The sequence below is a fragment of the Bacteroides faecis genome (assembly GCF_020091505.1).
Classification (GTDB): domain Bacteria; phylum Bacteroidota; class Bacteroidia; order Bacteroidales; family Bacteroidaceae; genus Bacteroides; species Bacteroides faecis.
The window spans coordinates 6,263,648-6,282,422 of sequence record NZ_CP081916.1; the positions used below are offsets into that span (position 1 = coordinate 6,263,648).

Consider the following 18,775-nt stretch of genomic DNA (forward strand, 5'->3'; position numbering starts at 1 on the left):
ATAGATATGATTAGCTTGAACATTGAAAAAACATTTGGATTCATTTCCAAAGAGAAGGTTTCTGCTTATGAAGCCGAGGTAAAAGCCGCACAGGAAATGCTGGAAAAAGGAACAGGAAAAGGAAACGACTTCTTAGGATGGTTGCACCTTCCCTCTTCTATCAGCGACGAACATCTGGCTGACCTGAACGCTACTGCAAAAGTATTGAGAGACAACTGTGAAGTAGTGATCGTTGCAGGTATCGGTGGTAGCTATCTGGGCGCACGTGCTGTAATCGAAGCGCTGTCCAACAGCTTCACTTGGCTGCAGGAAAAGAAAACTGCTCCTGTTATGATCTACGCAGGACACAACATCAGCGAAGACTATCTGTACGAACTTACTGAATATCTGAAAGACAAGAAATTCGGTGTTATCAATATTTCCAAATCAGGAACTACCACCGAAACGGCGCTTGCTTTCCGCCTGTTGAAAAAACAATGCGAAGACCAGCGCGGTAAAGAAACTGCCAAAAAAGTAATCGTTGCCATCACAGACGCCAGGAAAGGTGCCGCACGCGTTACTGCCGACAAGGAAGGATACAAAACCTTTATCATTCCGGACAACGTAGGCGGACGTTTTTCTGTATTGACTCCGGTGGGTTTACTGCCGATTGCAGTGGCAGGATTCGATATCAACAAACTGGTTGCCGGTGCTGCAGATATGGAAAAAGCATGCGGCTCTGACGTTCCGTTTGCCGAAAACCCTGCTGCCATCTATGCTGCTACCCGTAACGAGCTGTACAGAAACGGCAAGAAAATTGAAATCCTTGTCAACTTCTGCCCGAAACTGCACTATGTAAGCGAATGGTGGAAGCAACTGTACGGAGAATCTGAAGGTAAAGATAACAAAGGTATCTTCCCTGCAGCCGTAGACTTCTCTACTGACCTCCACTCTATGGGACAGTGGATTCAGGAAGGTGAACGTTCTATCTTCGAAACAGTTATCTCTGTAGATAAGGTGAACCACAAACTGGAAGTTCCATCTGACGAAGCTAACCTCGACGGCCTGAACTTCCTGGCAGGCAAACGGGTAGACGAAGTGAACAAGATGGCAGAACTGGGAACTCAACTGGCTCACGTAGACGGCGGTGTACCCAATATGCGCATCGTTCTTCCGGAACTGAGCGAATATAATATCGGCGGCCTGCTGTATTTCTTCGAAAAGGCATGCGGTATCAGCGGTTATCTGCTGGGCGTGAATCCGTTCAACCAACCGGGCGTGGAAGCATACAAGAAAAATATGTTTGCTTTGCTGAACAAACCGGGATACGAAGAAGAGTCAAAAGCTATCCAGGCAAGACTGTAATATCCTAAATCATATAATAAAAGAAGCGACCTCTCCGAGATCGCTTCTTTTATTATATTTCCTTCGTAACGTAAAAGTGATTCACTCCTTTTCGGGGTTTATTTTTCCTCCTTTACTTCTGTTCTTAAGTCAATCACTTCCTGCGCTCCTTCACACTCCGCTTTTGAAGACAGATAAAAAGATAATTGTACGTCACCATTCTTATCTACATGCTCAATAGTGGCATGAACCAGCACCTTAGTCTTTGTCACGCCATCTTTAAAGCGTAACTGTCCTTTTTCTTCGTCTGTCAGATTTCCTTCGGTAGTAACTTCCGTTTTTTCATAACGGAGTTCAGTCTTCATCTCTTCACCATTCTGAAGCTGGAAAGCTTTCAGTTCAGCTCCGTTCCCATCCAAAGACAAAAATGCGTCCACCTTATCTCCTACTTTCAAAGCAGGCAATTCGCTCATTCGGTTCGCATAATCTTCGCGACTGGTTTCTCCATCGCCCTGATCTACTTTCACATATAGCTTTTCTATCGTGATAACAGGGCTTTCTCCGCTATCCGAACAAGCACCTAGAAACAATGGCAGCAGAAACAATACTCTTTTTTTCATGCTATCGACTCGTTTTATCATGCTACAAAAATACATATTATCTTCTAAACGACAAATTATCATACGATGAATCATCCAAAATCCTAACCAACAACTATCTCCCCCATTCTGCCATATCTCTCATTTTTTATGACTATCTTTGCTTCGTATATCTCTCTTTATCTTAAATTCTAAATATAAAGAACAATGGAAAAATTAATAAGAAGCTCGAATGCAGCGATGTTGTTTATCAGTTTGTCATTACTGATTGTGTTAACTACCGGTTGCCAGGAAGTCAAACTTAAAGCTGCCATTGAAGTAGCCAACAAGCAATGTCCGATGGACATGGGAGAGGCCGGCAAAATCACCAGCATCGTTTACGACGGAGAAAACGTAGTATACACCTTCCAGTTGAATGAAGAGACTGCCAACATCAAAGCATTGCAGAAAAATCCGGAAAGCATGAAGACTTCGATGAAAATCATGTTCCAGAATCCGACAAAAGAAGTAAAAACATTGCTGGACCTTGTTGTTAAGTGCAAAGCAGGTCTGCAGATGATATATATAGGAAAAGATTCAGGAGAGCAGGTAGTTTGCGAACTGACAACAGATGAAATCAAAAACATTCTCAATGCAGATGTCAATGCTTCTGAAAGTGATCTGGCCAAACTGGAATCACAGATACAGATGGCAAACCTGCAATTTCCGATGAAGGCAAGTGAAGAAGTAGTCATCGAAAAGATTGAACTCAGCGATGAATCGGTGATATATATCTGCCGTGTCGATGAAGATTTGTGTGAAATGAGCCAGATCAAAGCCAATGCCAAAGAAGTGAAAGAAGGGATTGTAGGCACCTTAGCCAATCAGACGGATCTTCCCACCCAGCTCTTCATCAAATGCTGCGTGAATTGTAATAGAAACATAGTTTACAGATATATCGGCAAACAATCGGAAGATCAGCACGATGTGGTAATCACCGTGTCTGAACTGAAAGATCTGCTGAAAAAAGAATAAATATCAAACAGATTCCATCTAACCCCAATTATGAAAAAGAAACTGAAAGCCGTCCTGTTCGATATGGACGGCGTACTCTTTAATTCCATGCCCTACCACTCCGAAGCCTGGCATCAGGTAATGAAAACTCACGGTCTGAATCTGAGCCGGGAAGAAGCTTATATGCACGAAGGACGAACGGGAGCATCGACTATCAACATTGTATTTCAACGCGAACTGGGCAAAGAAGCCACACAAGAAGAAATAGAAAGTATATATAAAGAAAAAAGTATCCTGTTTAATTCTTACCCGGAAGCAGAGCGTATGCCCGGTGCGTGGGAACTCTTGCAGAAAATAAAAAGCGAAGGACTAACGTCCATGGTAGTCACCGGTTCGGGACAGCTTTCATTGCTGGAACGTTTGGAACACAACTTTCCCGGTATGTTTCACAAGGAACTGATGGTTACCGCTTTCGACGTAAAATACGGTAAGCCTCATCCGGAACCTTATCTGATGGCTCTGAAAAAAGGGGACCTGAAAGCGGACGAAGCAGTAGTGATAGAAAACGCACCATTGGGTGTGGAAGCAGGACATAAGGCAGGCATCTTCACAATCGCGGTAAATACAGGCCCTCTGGACGGGCAAGTATTGCTGGATGCAGGAGCCGATCTGTTGTTCCCTTCTATGCAGGCACTCTGCGATAGTTGGGATACGATTCTTTTATAAACCAATAAACACCGATTCTATTATGCAAAAGTTATTATCTTTACCTCCCAACCTGATTCACAGTTTCCATCAACTGGAAGGAGTAAATCATACCGACTGGTTTTGTACATCAGACCCCGTAGGCAGTAAGTTAGGTTCCGGCGGTGGAACAACCTGGTTATTGCAGGCCTGCCATCAAGCCTTTGCACCGGAAGATAGTTTCAGCAAATGGATTGGAAGCGAGAAAAGAATCCTGTTGCATGCAGGAGGACAGAGCCGCCGTTTGCCCGGCTATGCTCCTTCGGGTAAAATATTGACTCCGATACCTGTTTTCAGTTGGGAAAGAGGACAAAAGCTGGGGCAGAATCTACTGTCATTACAACTTCCTCTGTACGAAAGACTCATGAAACAAGCTCCGGAAGGCTTGAATACATTGATAGCCAGCGGAGATGTATATATCCGTTCGGAGAAACCATTGCAAGACATACCGAATGTAGATGTCGTATGTTATGGCTTATGGGTGAATCCTTCATTAGCTACTCACCACGGTGTATTCGTATCGGATCGCAAGAAACCGGAAGTACTTGACTTCATGCTGCAAAAACCTTCGCTGGAGGAATTGGAAGGATTGTCCAAGACCCATCTTTTCCTGATGGACATCGGCATCTGGATATTAAGTGACCGTGCCGTGGAGGTATTGATGAAACGGTCATTGAAAGAAGGTACGAATGATATCAGTTACTACGACTTATATTCAGATTACGGTCTAGCACTGGGAGAACATCCTAAAACGGCAGACGACGAAGTAAATAAATTATCGGTAGCTATCCTGCCTTTACCCGGAGGAGAGTTTTATCATTTCGGAACAAGCCGGGAACTGATTTCTTCTACACTAGCCATACAGGATAAAGTCCGTGACCAAAGACGTATCATGCACCGGAAAGTAAAACCGAACCCTGCCATCTTTATCCAGAACTCACTTACAAAGGTGGAGCTGTCTGCGGAAAATGCCAATTTATGGATCGAAAACAGCCACGTAGGAAAAGGATGGAAATTAGGTTCTCGCCAGATTATCACAGGGGTTCCCGAAAATCACTGGAATATAGGTGTGCCGGACGGAATCTGCATCGATATCGTTCCCATGGGAGAAACAGGTTTTGTCGCACGTCCTTATGGACTGGACGATGTATTCAAAGGGGCGATAAGCAACGATTCAACGACCTATCTGGGAATGTCTTTCACACATTGGATGCGAGAAAGAGGAATCAGCCGGGAAGAAATAAAAGGACGTACAGATGACCTGCAAGCAGCCTCTATTTTCCCCGTAATGACTTCTGTCGAAGAACTTGGCATAGTAGTACGCTGGATGATATCCGAACCACAATTAAAAGAAGGAAAAGAGCTATGGCTGAAAGCTGAAAAACTTTCTGCTGACGAGATATCGGCACAGGCTAATCTGGAACGCCTTTATGCACAGCGCAATGCCTTCCGCAAAGATAACTGGAAAGGCTTGTCCGCCAATTACGAAAAGAGTGTATTCTATCAACTTGATTTGCAGGATGCTGCCAATGAATTTATCCGGTTCAACCTGGATGTTCCTGCTATCTTGAAGGAAGATTCCGCCCCCATGCTGCGTATACATAACCGGATGCTCCGGGCACGCATCATGAAACTGCAAGGCAATGACAACTACAAGGAAGAAGAACAAGCTGCCTTCCAACTACTCCGTGACGGGCTACTGGAAGCCGTTGCCGGAAAAACGAACCATCCGAAACTCAATGTTTACTCAGATCAGATAGTATGGGCCCGAAGCCCGGTGCGCATTGATGTTGCAGGAGGATGGACAGACACTCCTCCTTACTCTCTCTACTCAGGAGGAAGTGTAGTCAATCTGGCCATTGAACTGAACGGACAGCCTCCGCTGCAAGTATACGTCAAGCCATGTCCGGAATTCCATATCGTACTTCGTTCTATTGATATGGGAGCCATGGAAGTTATCAGAAGCTACGAGGAACTACAGGATTACAAAAAAGTCGGTTCACCTTTCTCCATTCCAAAGGCAGCACTTACCTTGGCAGGATTCGCTCCGTTATTCGCAGCGGAATCTTACGCATCACTGGAAGAGCACCTGAAAGCTTTCGGCTCAGGACTTGAAATCACCTTATTAGCCGCAATACCGGCAGGTTCGGGACTAGGCACCAGTTCTATCCTTTCATCTACCGTACTCGGAGCTATCAATGACTTCTGCGGACTGGCATGGGACAAGAACGATATCTGCAATTATACACTGGTATTGGAGCAATTGCTTACCACCGGCGGCGGATGGCAAGATCAATACGGCGGTGTATTTCCCGGTGTAAAACTGTTACAGTCCGAATCCGGCTTTGGACAGCATCCATTGGTTCGTTGGTTGCCCGACCAACTCTTTGTGCAACCGGAATACCGGGACTGCCACCTGCTTTACTATACAGGTATCACCCGTACAGCAAAAGGAATCCTGGCTGAAATAGTCAGCTCCATGTTCCTTAACTCCGGAATGCATCTTAGTTTATTGGCAGAGATGAAAGCCCATGCGATGGATATGAACGAGGCTATTTTACGTGGCAATTTCGACACTTTCGGCAATCTCATCGGCAAAAGCTGGATACAAAATCAAGCATTGGACTCGGGTACGAATCCACCGGCGGTAGCAGCCATTATCGAACAAATTAAAGATTATACGTTAGGATATAAATTACCCGGTGCAGGCGGTGGCGGTTACTTATATATGGTAGCTAAAGATCCGCAAGCAGCAGGACATATCCGCCGGATACTGACCGAGCACGCCCCTAACCCGCGTGCACGCTTTGTTGAAATGACACTTTCTGACAAGGGACTACAAGTATCAAGAAGCTAAGAAGAAGGTATATAGATACAAAAATCCCTTGATAATTGCTGATTATCAAGGGATTTCCATGTGACCCCGGTGCGATTCAAACGCACGACCTTCAGAACCGGAATCTGACGCTCTATTCACTAAGCTACGGGGCCATTTCCTAAATGCGATGACAAAAGTATAAAAAATCTTCTCATCTTCCTAATGATTCATCTTTTTTTATAGTTCTTAAGTCACCGGCACTCCTTGACCTTCTGTTATTTTGAAATGCTTTATAGCATATAGTTTATCAATTTGACAATCTTTTAGAGAATATCCAATACAGATATTAATATTATTCCTATCTTTGCCGACAATTAACAATCAACAATCCTATGAGTTACTTGATAAAACCAAAGAACTATAAACCGTTACTCGACTTAAAACAAACAGAGTTGGGAATCAAACAAATAAAAGAGTTCTTCCAGTTAAACCTGTCATCAGAATTGCGCCTCAGACGCGTAACAGCCCCGCTTTTCGTATTGAAAGGCATGGGTATCAATGACGATTTGAATGGTATAGAACGTCCTGTTTCATTCCCGATCAAGGATTTAGGTGACGCACAAGCAGAAGTCGTTCATTCATTAGCAAAATGGAAAAGATTAACCCTCGCCGATTACAATATCGAACCGGGATACGGTATCTACACCGACATGAACGCCATCCGTTCTGACGAAGAACTCGGAAACCTTCACTCGCTCTATGTAGACCAATGGGACTGGGAACGCGTCATCACCAACGAAGACAGAAACGTAGAATTCCTGAAAGAGATCGTAAACCGTATCTACGCAGCCATGATCCGCACAGAATACATGGTATACGAAATGTATCCTCAGATCAAACCCTGTCTGCCACAGAAGTTACATTTCATCCATTCGGAAGAATTGCGCCAGCTTTATCCGAACCTTGAACCCAAATGCCGTGAGCATGCCATCTGCCAAAAATACGGTGCCGTGTTTATCATCGGTATCGGCTGCAAACTGAGTGATGGCAAAAAGCATGACGGACGTGCACCGGACTACGATGATTATACATCGAATGGGCTGAACAACTTGCCGGGGCTCAACGGTGACCTTTTGCTTTGGGACGATGTACTGCAACGTTCCATCGAATTATCTTCCATGGGTGTTCGTGTAGACAGAGAAGCTCTGCAACGTCAGCTCAAAGAAGAAAACGAAGAAGAGAGACTGAAACTTTATTTCCACAAACGACTGATGGACGACACACTTCCCCTATCTATCGGTGGCGGTATCGGACAATCCCGTTTGTGTATGTTCTACCTTCGCAAAGCTCATATCGGAGAAATACAAGCCAGCATCTGGCCGGAAGATATGCGCAAAGAATGTGAGGAACTTGATATACACCTTATATAATTGCTATGAATGTACAAATAGAAGAAAGCTGGAAAACACACTTACAACCGGAATTTGAAAAAGACTACTTTCGCACACTGACAGAATTCGTTAAAAGTGAATATAGCCAGTATCAGATTTTTCCTCCGGGAAAGCTGATTTTCAATGCCTTCAACCTCTGTCCTTTCGACAAAGTGAAGGTAGTAATCATCGGACAAGACCCTTACCACGGGCCAGGCCAGGCACACGGGCTTTGTTTCTCAGTCAATGACGGAGTTCCTTTCCCTCCTTCTCTGGTAAACATATTCAAAGAGATAAAGGCGGACATAGGCACAGACGCTCCCGCTACCGGAAACCTGACTCGCTGGGCCGAACAAGGAGTATTGCTGCTCAACGCGACTCTGACCGTACGCGCTCATCAGGCAGGCTCTCACCAAAACCGCGGATGGGAAGCCTTTACAGATGCAGCCATTCGTGCGCTGGCAGAAGAAAAAGAACATCTTGTGTTTATCTTGTGGGGAGCTTATGCCCAACGCAAAGGAGCCTTTATCGACCGCAACAAGCATCTGGTACTCAGCTCCGCCCACCCTTCTCCCCTCTCTGCCTATAATGGTTTCTTCGGCAACAAACATTTCAGCCGGGCAAACGATTATCTGAAGGCAAACGGAGAAACGGAAATTGTATGGTAATCATCATCTGATCAATCAGAATCAAGACATAAAGAAAATGGCTGCATCACCCCAAAGATCATGCAGCCATTTTTATATTTTAGTCCTACCGGGGCTTATTCCCGATTCTTCATTCCATTTATTAATACCACTGAATATTACTTTGCGTCTGGCTTCTCTGCTCATACTTCAAGTCCTGAAGAATACTTGCATTGGCACGAATGGTAACATTGTAGTATTTCCAACGTCCGAATGGCGAAAGACTGGCAGAAAGGTTAAAGCAGTGCAAGTCACGCGAAATCGTACAAGAAGTCTGCGTAATTTCTTTTGCCTGGAAGTCGTAACCCGAATTGAATGAAAGCGACCAGTTGTTGGAAATCTTCACATTTCCATTCATATTAATATTGTGGGTATAAGTAAACGGATAACGCATGGAATAGCGATTGATAGGCTTCGTTCTGTCTTCACGAATATTGAACGAATAACTGAAACTTAAAGACCAAGGCATCTTGAATACCTGATAACCATCCGGGTCGGCCTGTGCCTTCTCCACCTTCTTGGTGGTAGTTCCATCTTCCGTACCTTCAGAATCCTCACCGTCTCCGTCTTCCGAGTCCTTCTTGTTTTTATCCTGTTCAGCGTCTTCCTTCGGACCAAACCACTTCTTCCAGGTATCATTATTAAAAGTATAGTTAAAAGAAGAACCATATCCCTGGAAACGTCCGAAACGTCCATAAGACCATTCAGTACGATTACTGGTCACTACATTACCGTTCTTATCGAAAGCATAAGCATAAGTAGCGAATGAAGCGTTCATATTGAAAGTATAGTTCTTGGTCAGCTTCATACGGATATTCAAACTCAAATCACTCCAAGGTCTTTCTTTCGCTGCCATATTATAGGACATATTTGCGCTCAAATCATCAATCAGACTGACCTTTTTGAGCGTATCCTTCTTGGCATCATAATACTTCATTTCCAGATTGTTGGACAGAGAGAAGCTAACCGTTCCCGAACCTTCACGTGAAGGAACTCCAAAAGGCTGTCCGGTAAAAGGAGAATAGTATTGTGTATTGCCGTTATAATCTGTGTATTCCTCCCAATACTTGCTGAATCCGGGAGCTCCGCTAAGACTTACTTGTGGAGTAACAACGTGACGGATCTGTATCTCTTTCTTCTTCATGAAAAGAGGCTTGTACATACCATACAGTTTCGTACTCAAACTGATACTGGCAGAATAGTTGGACACCCGATAGAAACCATTAATAGTATCATTCAGATTAGGGTCCAGCTTATGTTCTTCCATATTATATGTCTGGTTCATCTTACGGGTATACCACCGCTCTGTATAGTTGACCGAAGGAGAAACCTGCAAATACTTGAACAGCGTGAAAGTAGCACTGATAGGAATATTATGATTCATCGCATTTTCCCATCCGCTGATTCCGGTCTTGAACAAACGGTCATCTTTTGTTCTGATACTGTTTGTCAGACGTCCCGTATAGCTGATGGAAATCTTTTCATACCAACGCTCGGCTCCGGCAGCCTTCTTACGCTTGAAAGGGAAAAGACGGCTCAACGTAATATTAAGGTCGGGGAGCGTCACGGCGATAGAAGAATCACGCATAGTCTGCGCAATATTGGTAGTTCCGGACAAGGTCAGACCAATATCGGGGAAACTGCGGGAATAGCTGATACTTGAAGTCTTTGTATTCTGAGTCAACAACTGAGAGTTGTAAAGGTTGTTGATGTTAGACCGTTCATAACTACTGGTCGAGAAATTTACACTGGCGGAGAAAGTACTGTTCGGACTTGCCTTAGCATCCTGCCGGTGGTTCCACACCACCTTGAAGTCTTTGGCAACTGTATAATCCGGCATTCCTTTGTCTCCGGTTTTAGTCACCTGATAATCCGCCTGCAAGGTACCGGAATATTTATACCTCTTATTGTAATTTGTCAATCCGGAGAGCCGCCATGAACCTTTCGTGAATATATCTCCTGTGAGTTTCAAGTCCATGATGTCGCTCATAGCAAAGTAATACCCTCCTTCTGCCAGACCGAAACCGCGGCTGGAGTCATCCATATAGGTCGGCATAATGAAGCCTGAAGAATAACTGCTGGAAAAAGGGAAGAAGAAAAAAGGCACAGCCAGCGGCAGAGGAACATCTTCCACCACAAGGTACGCAGGACCTGTTACTACATTCTTTTTGGGACGCACTTTGGCCCTTGTCAGCTGCATGTAGAAGTGAGGATGGTCATGATGGTCACAAGTCGTGTAACGACCGTGCTCCATAAAGATTTCATCATTTGCTCCCTTCTTGGCTCTGCTACCGGTCACATAACCTTCGCCCTGTTGGGTGATGATATCCGTGATTCCCGCTTTTTTACTCTTGAAGTTATAACTGATAGTCTCTGTGTCGTATGCTGTTTCGCCTTCTTTAAAGACAGGTTTACCTTTTATTGTTCCTGTCGTATCTTTAATACCATAGGCATGTACCGTACTACTGTCCAGATTCATGGAAATCACTTCCGCTGCCAGTTCGATATTCTGGTAGTTAACTTTGCCGCTACCATAAAGCGTAGCGGCACCTCCCAACGTGAAAGTGGTGGAGTCGTTAGATTCATAAATAACCGGTGCATCGAGCGGTTGTTTCTTTGTCGGTGCTACAGAGTCGACGCGTACCACAACTGTATCCGCTCTCAACGAATCGTTCCCGTTAAGGGAATCCGTTTGTGCAGTGTTGGAGGCAATCATCCCTCTTCTTCGACGCTGAGACGTAGCCTCATCAGGAAGCATCAGCAAGACAATCAGCAATATGAATGATATAATTATTTTTGCTCTCAATGGCGCCATTAACTAATAGTTTTACGCTTGAAGTGGCAAAAGTACACAATCTTCATCAATAATGCGTGAGAATCTCTGTTATTTAATTATTTTTTAGTGCTATAAAAATAAAGAACACCATCCATCGAAACGGTTTAGCCCTTCTTCACCATATTTTGCAATACTTTTTCGGGCTTTTTCCACTGTCTTTTCTTCATCAAGATGAGTTTTGGAAAAGAATTTATCGGCAAAACAGATTATTTGCTCTTCCAGAGTGACGGGCAGCATTTCACGATGAGGAAGAGGCAGCTGTCGTTCTATGATTTCTTCCAGTGATAATCCGGCTCCGGTATGGCGTTCGCAAACCAGTGCATGACGTTCAAAACCTTCTTTCCGCAAAAGATCTGCTCCCAAATAGCCGTGGGCAATATAAGGATGTTCTCCAAAACATTGGATCGTAGGAGCATCGGTCAGAAAGATTCCGATGTCGTGCAGAAGCGCGGCTTCTCTGACAAAGCTGCGGTTGATAGGTAAATTGGGATGAGCATCTACGATCTTCAAAGCTTTTTGAGCTACAGAAAGGCTATGTATAAGTAGAATGTGCCGTTGTTCCGTCTCTTGCGGATAAAATTTGTCGATAATTTCAATTGGATTCATATTTTTCACTAGTTATTACTTGTTCCCTGACCGAGAAATGATATTTTTGTGCAATATTACAAAAATTTACTGATATGCAAGCCAGAAGTTCCTTCATTCTTTTCTCTCTGTTCATAATACTTTGCTCGACATACGCCAGCGGAAAAGTAATTACGGGCGCCGAACGCATGGACCAGTACCTGCCGCTAATCAAAGGAAAACGTGTAGGAATGGTCGTAAACCACACTTCCATCGTTGGCACGGAACACGTTCATCTGCTGGATACTTTATTAAAACAAAAGATCAATATAGTGAAAGTTTTTGCACCGGAGCATGGCTTTCGCGGCAACGCGGATGCCGGTGAAACTGTAAAAGACGGAAAAGACAGCCGCACGGGAATACCTATCGTCTCACTCTACGGGAATAACAAGAAACCAACCGCCGCCCAACTAAAGGATATCGATGTCATCGTGTTCGATATTCAGGACGTAGGTGCGCGTTTTTATACCTATATCAGTACAATGTATTATGTAATGGAAGCCTGTGCGGAAAATAAAAAAGAAATGATTGTACTAGACCGTCCCAATCCCTGCGACTACGTAGAAGGTCCTGTATTGAAAGCGGGGTATAAAAGTTTTGTCGGAATGCTACCTTTGCCGGTCCTTCACGGTTGTACCATCGGGGAACTGGCACAAATGATTAACGGAGAAAGATGGATGACTACCCAGACAAAGACTTGCCCGCTAACCGTGATTCCCATAAAAGGATGGCAACATGGACAGCCTTACGTACTTCCCGTGAAACCGTCTCCCAACTTGCCCGATGCACAATCCATCCGCCTGTATGCTTCGCTTTGCCCTTTCGAGGCAACACGTATCAGTGTAGGACGCGGAACAACATTTCCTTTTCAGGTATTGGGCGCACCTGACAAAAAGTATGGCGATTTCGTCTTCACTCCACGTTCTCTGCCCGGATTCGATAAGAATCCGATGCACAAAGGAGTTGCCTGCTACGGCGAAGATTTGCGGAACGTAACAGATGTAAACGGATTCACGCTCCGTTACCTCCTGCGTTTCTATCGTTTATCCGGCGAAGGTGCAGCTTTCTTCTCCCGTCCCCGGTGGTTTGATTTACTGATGGGAACAGATTCTGTACGGAAAGCAATCCTTCAAGGAAAATCGGAAAAGGAAATCTGCGACAATTGGCAAAAAGAGTTGCAGACTTACCGGGACATGAGGCAGAAGTATTTACTTTACTGAGGAACGGTTCCGCCACTTCGCCGCATTCCGTTCGAAATCTTCAGCTTTCTTTCCCCTCAACCCTACGGGCTTTTCGAGTATTTCCGGTATATCTTGCGCATTGTCAATGACTTGAATACCGGAAGCATTCTTCACGATCCGGACGTCATCATACAATGAGTCATTCTCCAAAAATGCCTGCATCCGGAGGGTATCTCCTGTCACGTCGATATGTTGGTAGAAACGGCGGTTTGTCCCAAAACGATCATACTTATCATTGAAAGCCAGACGGTAACTCTTCGGAGAAGCATGGCTCACCAGATACAGCGGGGTAGTCATTTCGCCCTCATCATTTTTATTAGTCATACGGGCATAATTATGTTCATGTCCCTGAAGCACCAGATCGACCCCATATTCGCGGAACAGCCCGTCGAACATCCAACGCACCGGAAGGTTGTTCATTTTACCTTTAATGGAGTATACCGGATGATGGAGCATGACTATTTTCCATTTCTTTTTCGAAGCTTTCAACGTTTTCTCCAGCCATTCGCGCTGAGAGAAAAGGAACCAAGGGTCACGGTTACTATCCAGTGTAATAATGGTGGCATCATTGTAATCGATAGAATACACATTATTATTCTTGTATCTTGATTCGAGCAGATAAGAAAAGACATAGGCAAAACGTTTTTCCAGAACACGTACCAGGCCTTTCACATATTCATGATTTCCCGGAGAAACTAACATCGGTTTGGTGGGCGCAATGGAATCTACACTTTGATAGGCCTCGTCCCAATAACAGTTCATCGGACGTTCGGCAAAATCACCGGCAAACATGTAAAAGTCAACCTGGGGATATCGATGGCGTACGTTTTCCATAAAATCACGTGTCTTTCCACGCAAAGTATCCTGCACATCACCTATAAATACAAAAGAAAAATGGTCAGTCGAATCGGGTTGCATGGTAAACGAATACCAATCAGAAGAGCGATCGTCATTCCATACCCGGTAAGAGTAGGAATCTCCATAAGAAAGATCTTTAAACTTCGCCCAATTGGCATAACCGAACCCGCCCAGTGTACGAAGAAATTTGGAAGATCCGTTGATGAGCAGCGTATCGCCGGAACCGATCTTGGTATATTCCAGTTTCGCTTGTTTAGAAACGCCTCCGCACACCCAACTTACATTGCGGGATAGCTCACCGTCATTTCCGAATGTCAGAAGTACCCGCTGAGGTTCTTCCGTCAGCACATAGCGTATTTCAGGAATATTGTAAAACCACACATTCCAGCGTTTCTTACAAATGACACCACCGACAATCAATATCAGGAGAACGACGCCCCAAGCTATTTTTCTCTTCGTAATCTTCATTTTTCCGATTTTTAAAACTGGTAGCAAAGATAGATATAGTGTCCCGAAAATCGGAAATTATGTCCTTTTTTAACCTTTAACAGAGTGGCAGGCATGAAATAAACGACATTACATATAACGAATCTGCAATATTTTTGCAATATATCACTTAATCTACAGACAAAAACGAATATCGAAGATTACTTTGGACGCGCTTCTACATAAGAATTTAAACACCCAAAATTGCTGTCATCTGTCACCAAAAGCTAAATAACGCACTGATTATAAACCAATAAAAAGGTGACAGCAAAGTGTGACAGCATTGTGACAGTAAAGTGTGCTGTCACAATGCCGTCACGCTTTGTTATCACATCCTGCTACTATCATATATTGCTCCTTGAAAGGATAAATCAAAGAATACCTTAGTTTAGTTGGTTTCCATGCGATGAAACTATAGTTCCAAAGCATTGAAACCAATAGTTTCAAGCCGTAGAAACTTTAGTGCCAAGCTGAAGAAACTAAAGTTTCAAGCAGAGGAAACTCCGGTTTCAAGACGATGGAACTAAAGTTTCATCAAGCAAAAAATAATAGTTCTACAGTAGGGAACTATCAGCAGTAAGGCAGAGCTTCAATCCCTTGCTTTTCTTTTTTTCCATAACTGCCAACTGTTAATAATATTTTGCCACAAGACATACGAACCGGGAGCAACGGAAGACAACGGATTCAGATAAGTATGCGCCATCCATATCGCAAGAATTGTATTCTTCTGTCCCAATGCCTGCCCACCGCTAATACGGTCATTATAAACCGATCCGATAGTTTTCCCTAAAAAGAACTGCAAACAACAAGCGATCAAAGCTCCGACCGCAATCATTATTTCCGTAAAACCATCCGCCGGATCATTCAATAATGAAAATAATGTCTGAGCTGTCACAATAGCCAAAGAAACAGCCCACAGATAAAAAGCCAGTTCATGATATCCCAGCAACTTCTGATGCACTACAGGAAAAAATTTATTTAACAACCACGCCACAAGGAAAGGACAGATCAACAACGGAAACACCTTACTCAAAATCACCAGAAATGCTCCCCAAAAACTTACATCCGGATTTACCTCTATCAGGGGAAAAAGAACAGGCACCGCAATAGCAGCACCGATATTACCCAACAATGTATAAGTAGTCAGACTTGCCGCACTTCCTCCCAACTTTGAAGTAATCACTGCAGCAGCCGTAGCCGTAGGGCAAATAATACACACCATTACTCCCTCCGCTACAATCTTATTGAAGCGATAAAGCAACAGATAAGCAAGGAAAGCACCCCCGATCTGAATCAGCAACAACCATGCGTGCAGCGGTTTAGGCTTCAAATCATGCGGTGATACCTTACAAAAAGTCAGCAGTAACATCGTAAAGATAAGATATGGGGTCAGAAAAGAAAAGTAGATAAATATCGGATAACCGACAGCACCTACCAGCATCGCAATAGGCAACGTCCAATTCTTCAAAAACTTAAGCATCGTCGTATATTTTTTCTTAGAGGTGCAAAGTAACAGAGATTTCGGGAGAAAAGCTACCATTAAACCGAAAAAAACACAAAACTTAATTGTAAATCATGAGTTTTCTGCAAAATTCTACTACATTTGCACCGTATTTAAATATGAAACCGCATAGAACCTACATATTATATATATCAATCTGCCTCTGGCTACTTGTTTCTCCCCTATGTATCGGCAATTTATGGGGGAAAGATTTCGTAGTAGTTATCGATGCCGGACATGGAGGTCATGACCCCGGCGCCATAGGAAAAATCTCCAAAGAGAAAAACATCAATCTTAACGTTGCACTGAAACTGGGAAACCTGATCAAAAGAAACTGCGATGACGTCAAAGTGGTGTATACCCGCAGCAGGGATGTCTTTATTCCTTTGGACCGACGGGCAGAAATAGCCAATAATGCAAAAGCCGACCTTTTTATCTCTGTCCATACCAACGCTTTGGCAAACAACCGCACCGCCAAAGGTGCTTCTACATGGACATTGGGTCTGGCCAAATCGGATGCAAATCTGGAAGTAGCCAAACGGGAGAACTCGGTGATCCTTTACGAAAACGATTATCAAACCAGATATGCCGGCTTCAATCCGAATTCGGCAGAATCCTACATTATCTTCGAGTTTATGCAGGATAAATACATGGAACAAAGCGTACATCTCGCATCACTTGTGCAAAAACAGTTCCGACATACCTGCAGACGGGTAGACCGGGGAGTACATCAGGCAGGATTTCTGGTTCTGAAAGCGAGCGCCATGCCAAGTATCCTGGTAGAACTAGGATTTATCTCAACCCCGGAAGAAGAACGCTATCTCAACTCGGAAGCCGGAGCCAACACGATGGCCAAAGGTATCTATCACGCTTTCTTAAACTACAAAAGGGAGCAGGAAATACGCCTGACCGGAGCCAGCAAAACGATCATCCCAACCGAAGAACCATCAACAAACGCTCCGGAGATTGCCCAGACACAAAAAGATTCCGAAGAAGTGGACAGCACTCCGAAGCAAAGAGAACTGATAGCTGAAGCTAAAACGCCTGCCACTACCGCAAAAACAGCTCCCAAACGCCCTATTGTTTCAGAGAGCGCAACCAATGACAGCGAAATAACGTTTAAGATACAGATACTCACCTCTTCGAAACCTCTTACGAAAAATGACAAACGACTAAAAGGACTCAAAGATGCAGAGTATTACAAAGAAGGAGGACTGTACAAATATACGTATGGCGCTTCCAGCGATTATAACAAAGTATTACGCACCAAGCGTACTATCTCGGCACAATTCAAAGACGCATTCATCATAGCCTTCCGGAACGGAGAAAAGATGAATGTCAACGAAGCAATAACCGAATTTAAGAAAAGAAGAAATAAATAGAAAATAAAATGAAGTACATTACAAAAGAAGTTCGAATAGGAATTGCAGGTATCGTAGCATTATGCGTACTTGTCTATGGAATTAATTGGTTGAAAGGTATACATATGTTTCAGCCTTCAAGTTATTTCTATGCCAAATTTCAAAATGTAAACGGACTAACCAAATCGAGCCCTGTATTTGCAGATGGTGTTCGTGTAGGTATTGTGCGCGACATCGAATATGATTATGTAAATCCCGGAAATGTGATTGTAGAAGTTGAACTGGACACTGAACTGCGCATCCCGAAAGGAAGTAGCGCAGAGCTTGTATCCGAATTGATGGGAGGCGTACGCATGAATATCCTTCTGGCCAACAACCCGCGTGAAAAATATGCTATAGGAGACACCATTCCCGGAACACTGAACAACGGAATGATGGAAAGTGTAGCGAAACTCATGCCGCAAATTGAGAGTATGCTGCCCAAACTGGACTCCATCCTCACCTCACTGAACAACATCGTAGGCGACAAGAGTATTCCTTCTACCCTGCACTCTATCGAAACGACTACGGCCAATCTCGCTGTAGTCAGCTCGCAGATGAAAGGACTCATGAGCAAGGACATTCCTCAGCTGACCGGCAAGCTCAATACCATCGGAGATAATTTTGTAGCTATCAGCGGAAACCTGAAGGAAATAGACTACAGTGCAATTTTCCAAAAAGTTGACGCGACACTCGCTAACGTAAAAATGATTACAGAGAAGTTGAACAGCAAAGATAACACGATCGGACTGCTCTTCAACGACCCTGCTTTATACAACAATCTGAACGCTACTACAGAGAATGCGGCAAGCTTATTGGAAGACCTGAAAGCACACCCCAAACGGTACGTTCATTTCTCTTTATTCGGAAAGAAAGATAAGTAGCAAAATCTTCCTTATATAGATTTTATCTAAATAAGCAGACGTTGTATAAAAGGGAGTATAACCTCTGCAAAAGTCTATCTACAGACCGAAATAATATTCCCGTACAAACAGGTACGGGAAATATAAAAGAGCTGAAATAAAACGATAAACAACTAACATACAGATACTTATAATTTTGCAAGAGAGGGGAAACAGACAGTGTTCCAACACAATCATATAAGTCATTGAAAGTAAACACATTATTGTTTGCCCGAAAAAAACAAGAAAAAGCAAATTTGTTTTTTCCAAATAAGATTCCCAATTTTGCAAACGTAGAAGTTTCGCTTAATTTAATAAATGCATTAAAGTCACT

The 18,775-nt window shown here is 43.7% G+C and carries 14 protein-coding genes and 1 tRNA gene; 9 read left to right on the forward strand and 6 right to left on the reverse strand.

Going from position 1 to position 18,775, the window contains the following annotated elements:
* The first annotated feature begins 6 nt into the window (after positions 1-6).
* A complete protein-coding gene (locus K6V30_RS25080; protein WP_055271515.1) occupies positions 7-1,344 on the forward strand; it encodes a glucose-6-phosphate isomerase in 1,338 nt (445 codons plus the stop codon).
* Positions 1,345-1,442: 98 nt separating this feature from the next.
* Here K6V30_RS25080 and K6V30_RS25085 read toward each other — a convergent pair whose 3' ends face one another.
* Positions 1,443-1,943 carry a DUF5035 domain-containing protein gene (locus K6V30_RS25085; protein ID WP_010539361.1) on the reverse strand — a complete coding sequence of 167 codons (501 nt, stop codon included), beginning with the start codon at positions 1,941-1,943 and terminating at the stop codon, positions 1,443-1,445.
* 186 nt (positions 1,944-2,129) lie between these two features.
* On the opposite strand from K6V30_RS25085, the gene K6V30_RS25090 reads away from it, so the two are divergent.
* The 3 genes from K6V30_RS25090 to K6V30_RS25100 are packed head-to-tail and all read left to right on the forward strand — an operon-like array spanning position 2,130 to position 6,516.
* Entirely contained in the window at positions 2,130-2,936 is an 807-nt protein-coding gene (locus K6V30_RS25090) for a hypothetical protein (RefSeq protein ID WP_055271518.1), read from the forward strand.
* Between the two features lie 30 nt (positions 2,937-2,966).
* Positions 2,967-3,641, forward strand: a complete 675-nt coding sequence (locus tag K6V30_RS25095) for an inorganic diphosphatase (protein ID WP_010539363.1) — start codon at positions 2,967-2,969, stop codon at positions 3,639-3,641.
* The gene (locus K6V30_RS25100; protein ID WP_083312281.1) at positions 3,571-6,516 is read left to right on the forward strand and encodes a bifunctional fucokinase/fucose-1-phosphate guanylyltransferase; all 2,946 of its coding nucleotides are present in this window, start codon (positions 3,571-3,573) and stop codon (positions 6,514-6,516) included. Before K6V30_RS25095 ends, K6V30_RS25100 begins: the two co-directional genes overlap by 71 nt.
* A 61-nt stretch (positions 6,517-6,577) precedes the next feature.
* On the opposite strand, the gene K6V30_RS25105 is transcribed toward K6V30_RS25100, so the two are convergent.
* A tRNA-Arg gene (locus tag K6V30_RS25105) sits at positions 6,578-6,650 on the reverse strand.
* Between the two features lie 219 nt (positions 6,651-6,869).
* On the opposite strand from K6V30_RS25105, the gene asnA reads away from it, so the two are divergent.
* Complete coding sequence (asnA, locus tag K6V30_RS25110; RefSeq protein WP_010539365.1) at positions 6,870-7,907, forward strand: aspartate--ammonia ligase; 1,038 nt, start codon at positions 6,870-6,872, stop codon at positions 7,905-7,907.
* Positions 7,908-7,912: 5 nt separating this feature from the next.
* Entirely contained in the window at positions 7,913-8,575 is a 663-nt protein-coding gene (locus tag K6V30_RS25115) for a uracil-DNA glycosylase (RefSeq protein ID WP_055271520.1), read from the forward strand.
* Positions 8,576-8,696: 121 nt separating this feature from the next.
* Here K6V30_RS25115 and K6V30_RS25120 read toward each other — a convergent pair whose 3' ends face one another.
* Together K6V30_RS25120 and K6V30_RS25125 are read right to left on the reverse strand one after the other, a co-directional pair.
* Positions 8,697-11,408, reverse strand: coding sequence for a putative LPS assembly protein LptD (locus K6V30_RS25120; protein ID WP_055271522.1), 2,712 nt, complete (start codon positions 11,406-11,408; stop codon positions 8,697-8,699).
* 90 nt (positions 11,409-11,498) lie between these two features.
* Positions 11,499-12,035 carry an HD domain-containing protein gene (locus K6V30_RS25125; RefSeq protein WP_010539368.1) on the reverse strand — a complete coding sequence of 179 codons (537 nt, stop codon included), beginning with the start codon at positions 12,033-12,035 and terminating at the stop codon, positions 11,499-11,501.
* 74 nt (positions 12,036-12,109) lie between these two features.
* Here K6V30_RS25125 and K6V30_RS25130 point away from each other — a divergent pair, with 74 nt between their 5' ends.
* Entirely contained in the window at positions 12,110-13,273 is a 1,164-nt protein-coding gene (locus K6V30_RS25130; RefSeq protein ID WP_055271524.1) for an exo-beta-N-acetylmuramidase NamZ family protein, read from the forward strand.
* On the opposite strand, the gene K6V30_RS25135 is transcribed toward K6V30_RS25130, so the two are convergent.
* Both K6V30_RS25135 and K6V30_RS25140 read right to left on the reverse strand, forming a co-directional pair.
* Complete coding sequence (locus tag K6V30_RS25135) at positions 13,262-14,620, reverse strand: purple acid phosphatase family protein (protein WP_055271526.1); 1,359 nt, start codon at positions 14,618-14,620, stop codon at positions 13,262-13,264. The genes K6V30_RS25130 and K6V30_RS25135 overlap by 12 nt on opposite strands.
* Before the next feature lie 607 nt (positions 14,621-15,227).
* Entirely contained in the window at positions 15,228-16,118 is an 891-nt protein-coding gene (locus tag K6V30_RS25140) for a hypothetical protein (RefSeq protein ID WP_055271528.1), read from the reverse strand.
* Positions 16,119-16,258: 140 nt separating this feature from the next.
* Here K6V30_RS25140 and K6V30_RS25145 point away from each other — a divergent pair, with 140 nt between their 5' ends.
* On the forward strand, positions 16,259-17,521 hold the full coding sequence (locus K6V30_RS25145; protein ID WP_029425706.1) for an N-acetylmuramoyl-L-alanine amidase family protein: 1,263 nt from the start codon (positions 16,259-16,261) through the stop codon (positions 17,519-17,521).
* Between the two features lie 8 nt (positions 17,522-17,529).
* Positions 17,530-18,423 carry an MlaD family protein gene (locus tag K6V30_RS25150; RefSeq protein WP_055271530.1) on the forward strand — a complete coding sequence of 298 codons (894 nt, stop codon included), beginning with the start codon at positions 17,530-17,532 and terminating at the stop codon, positions 18,421-18,423.
* The last annotated feature ends 352 nt before the right edge of the window (positions 18,424-18,775 follow it).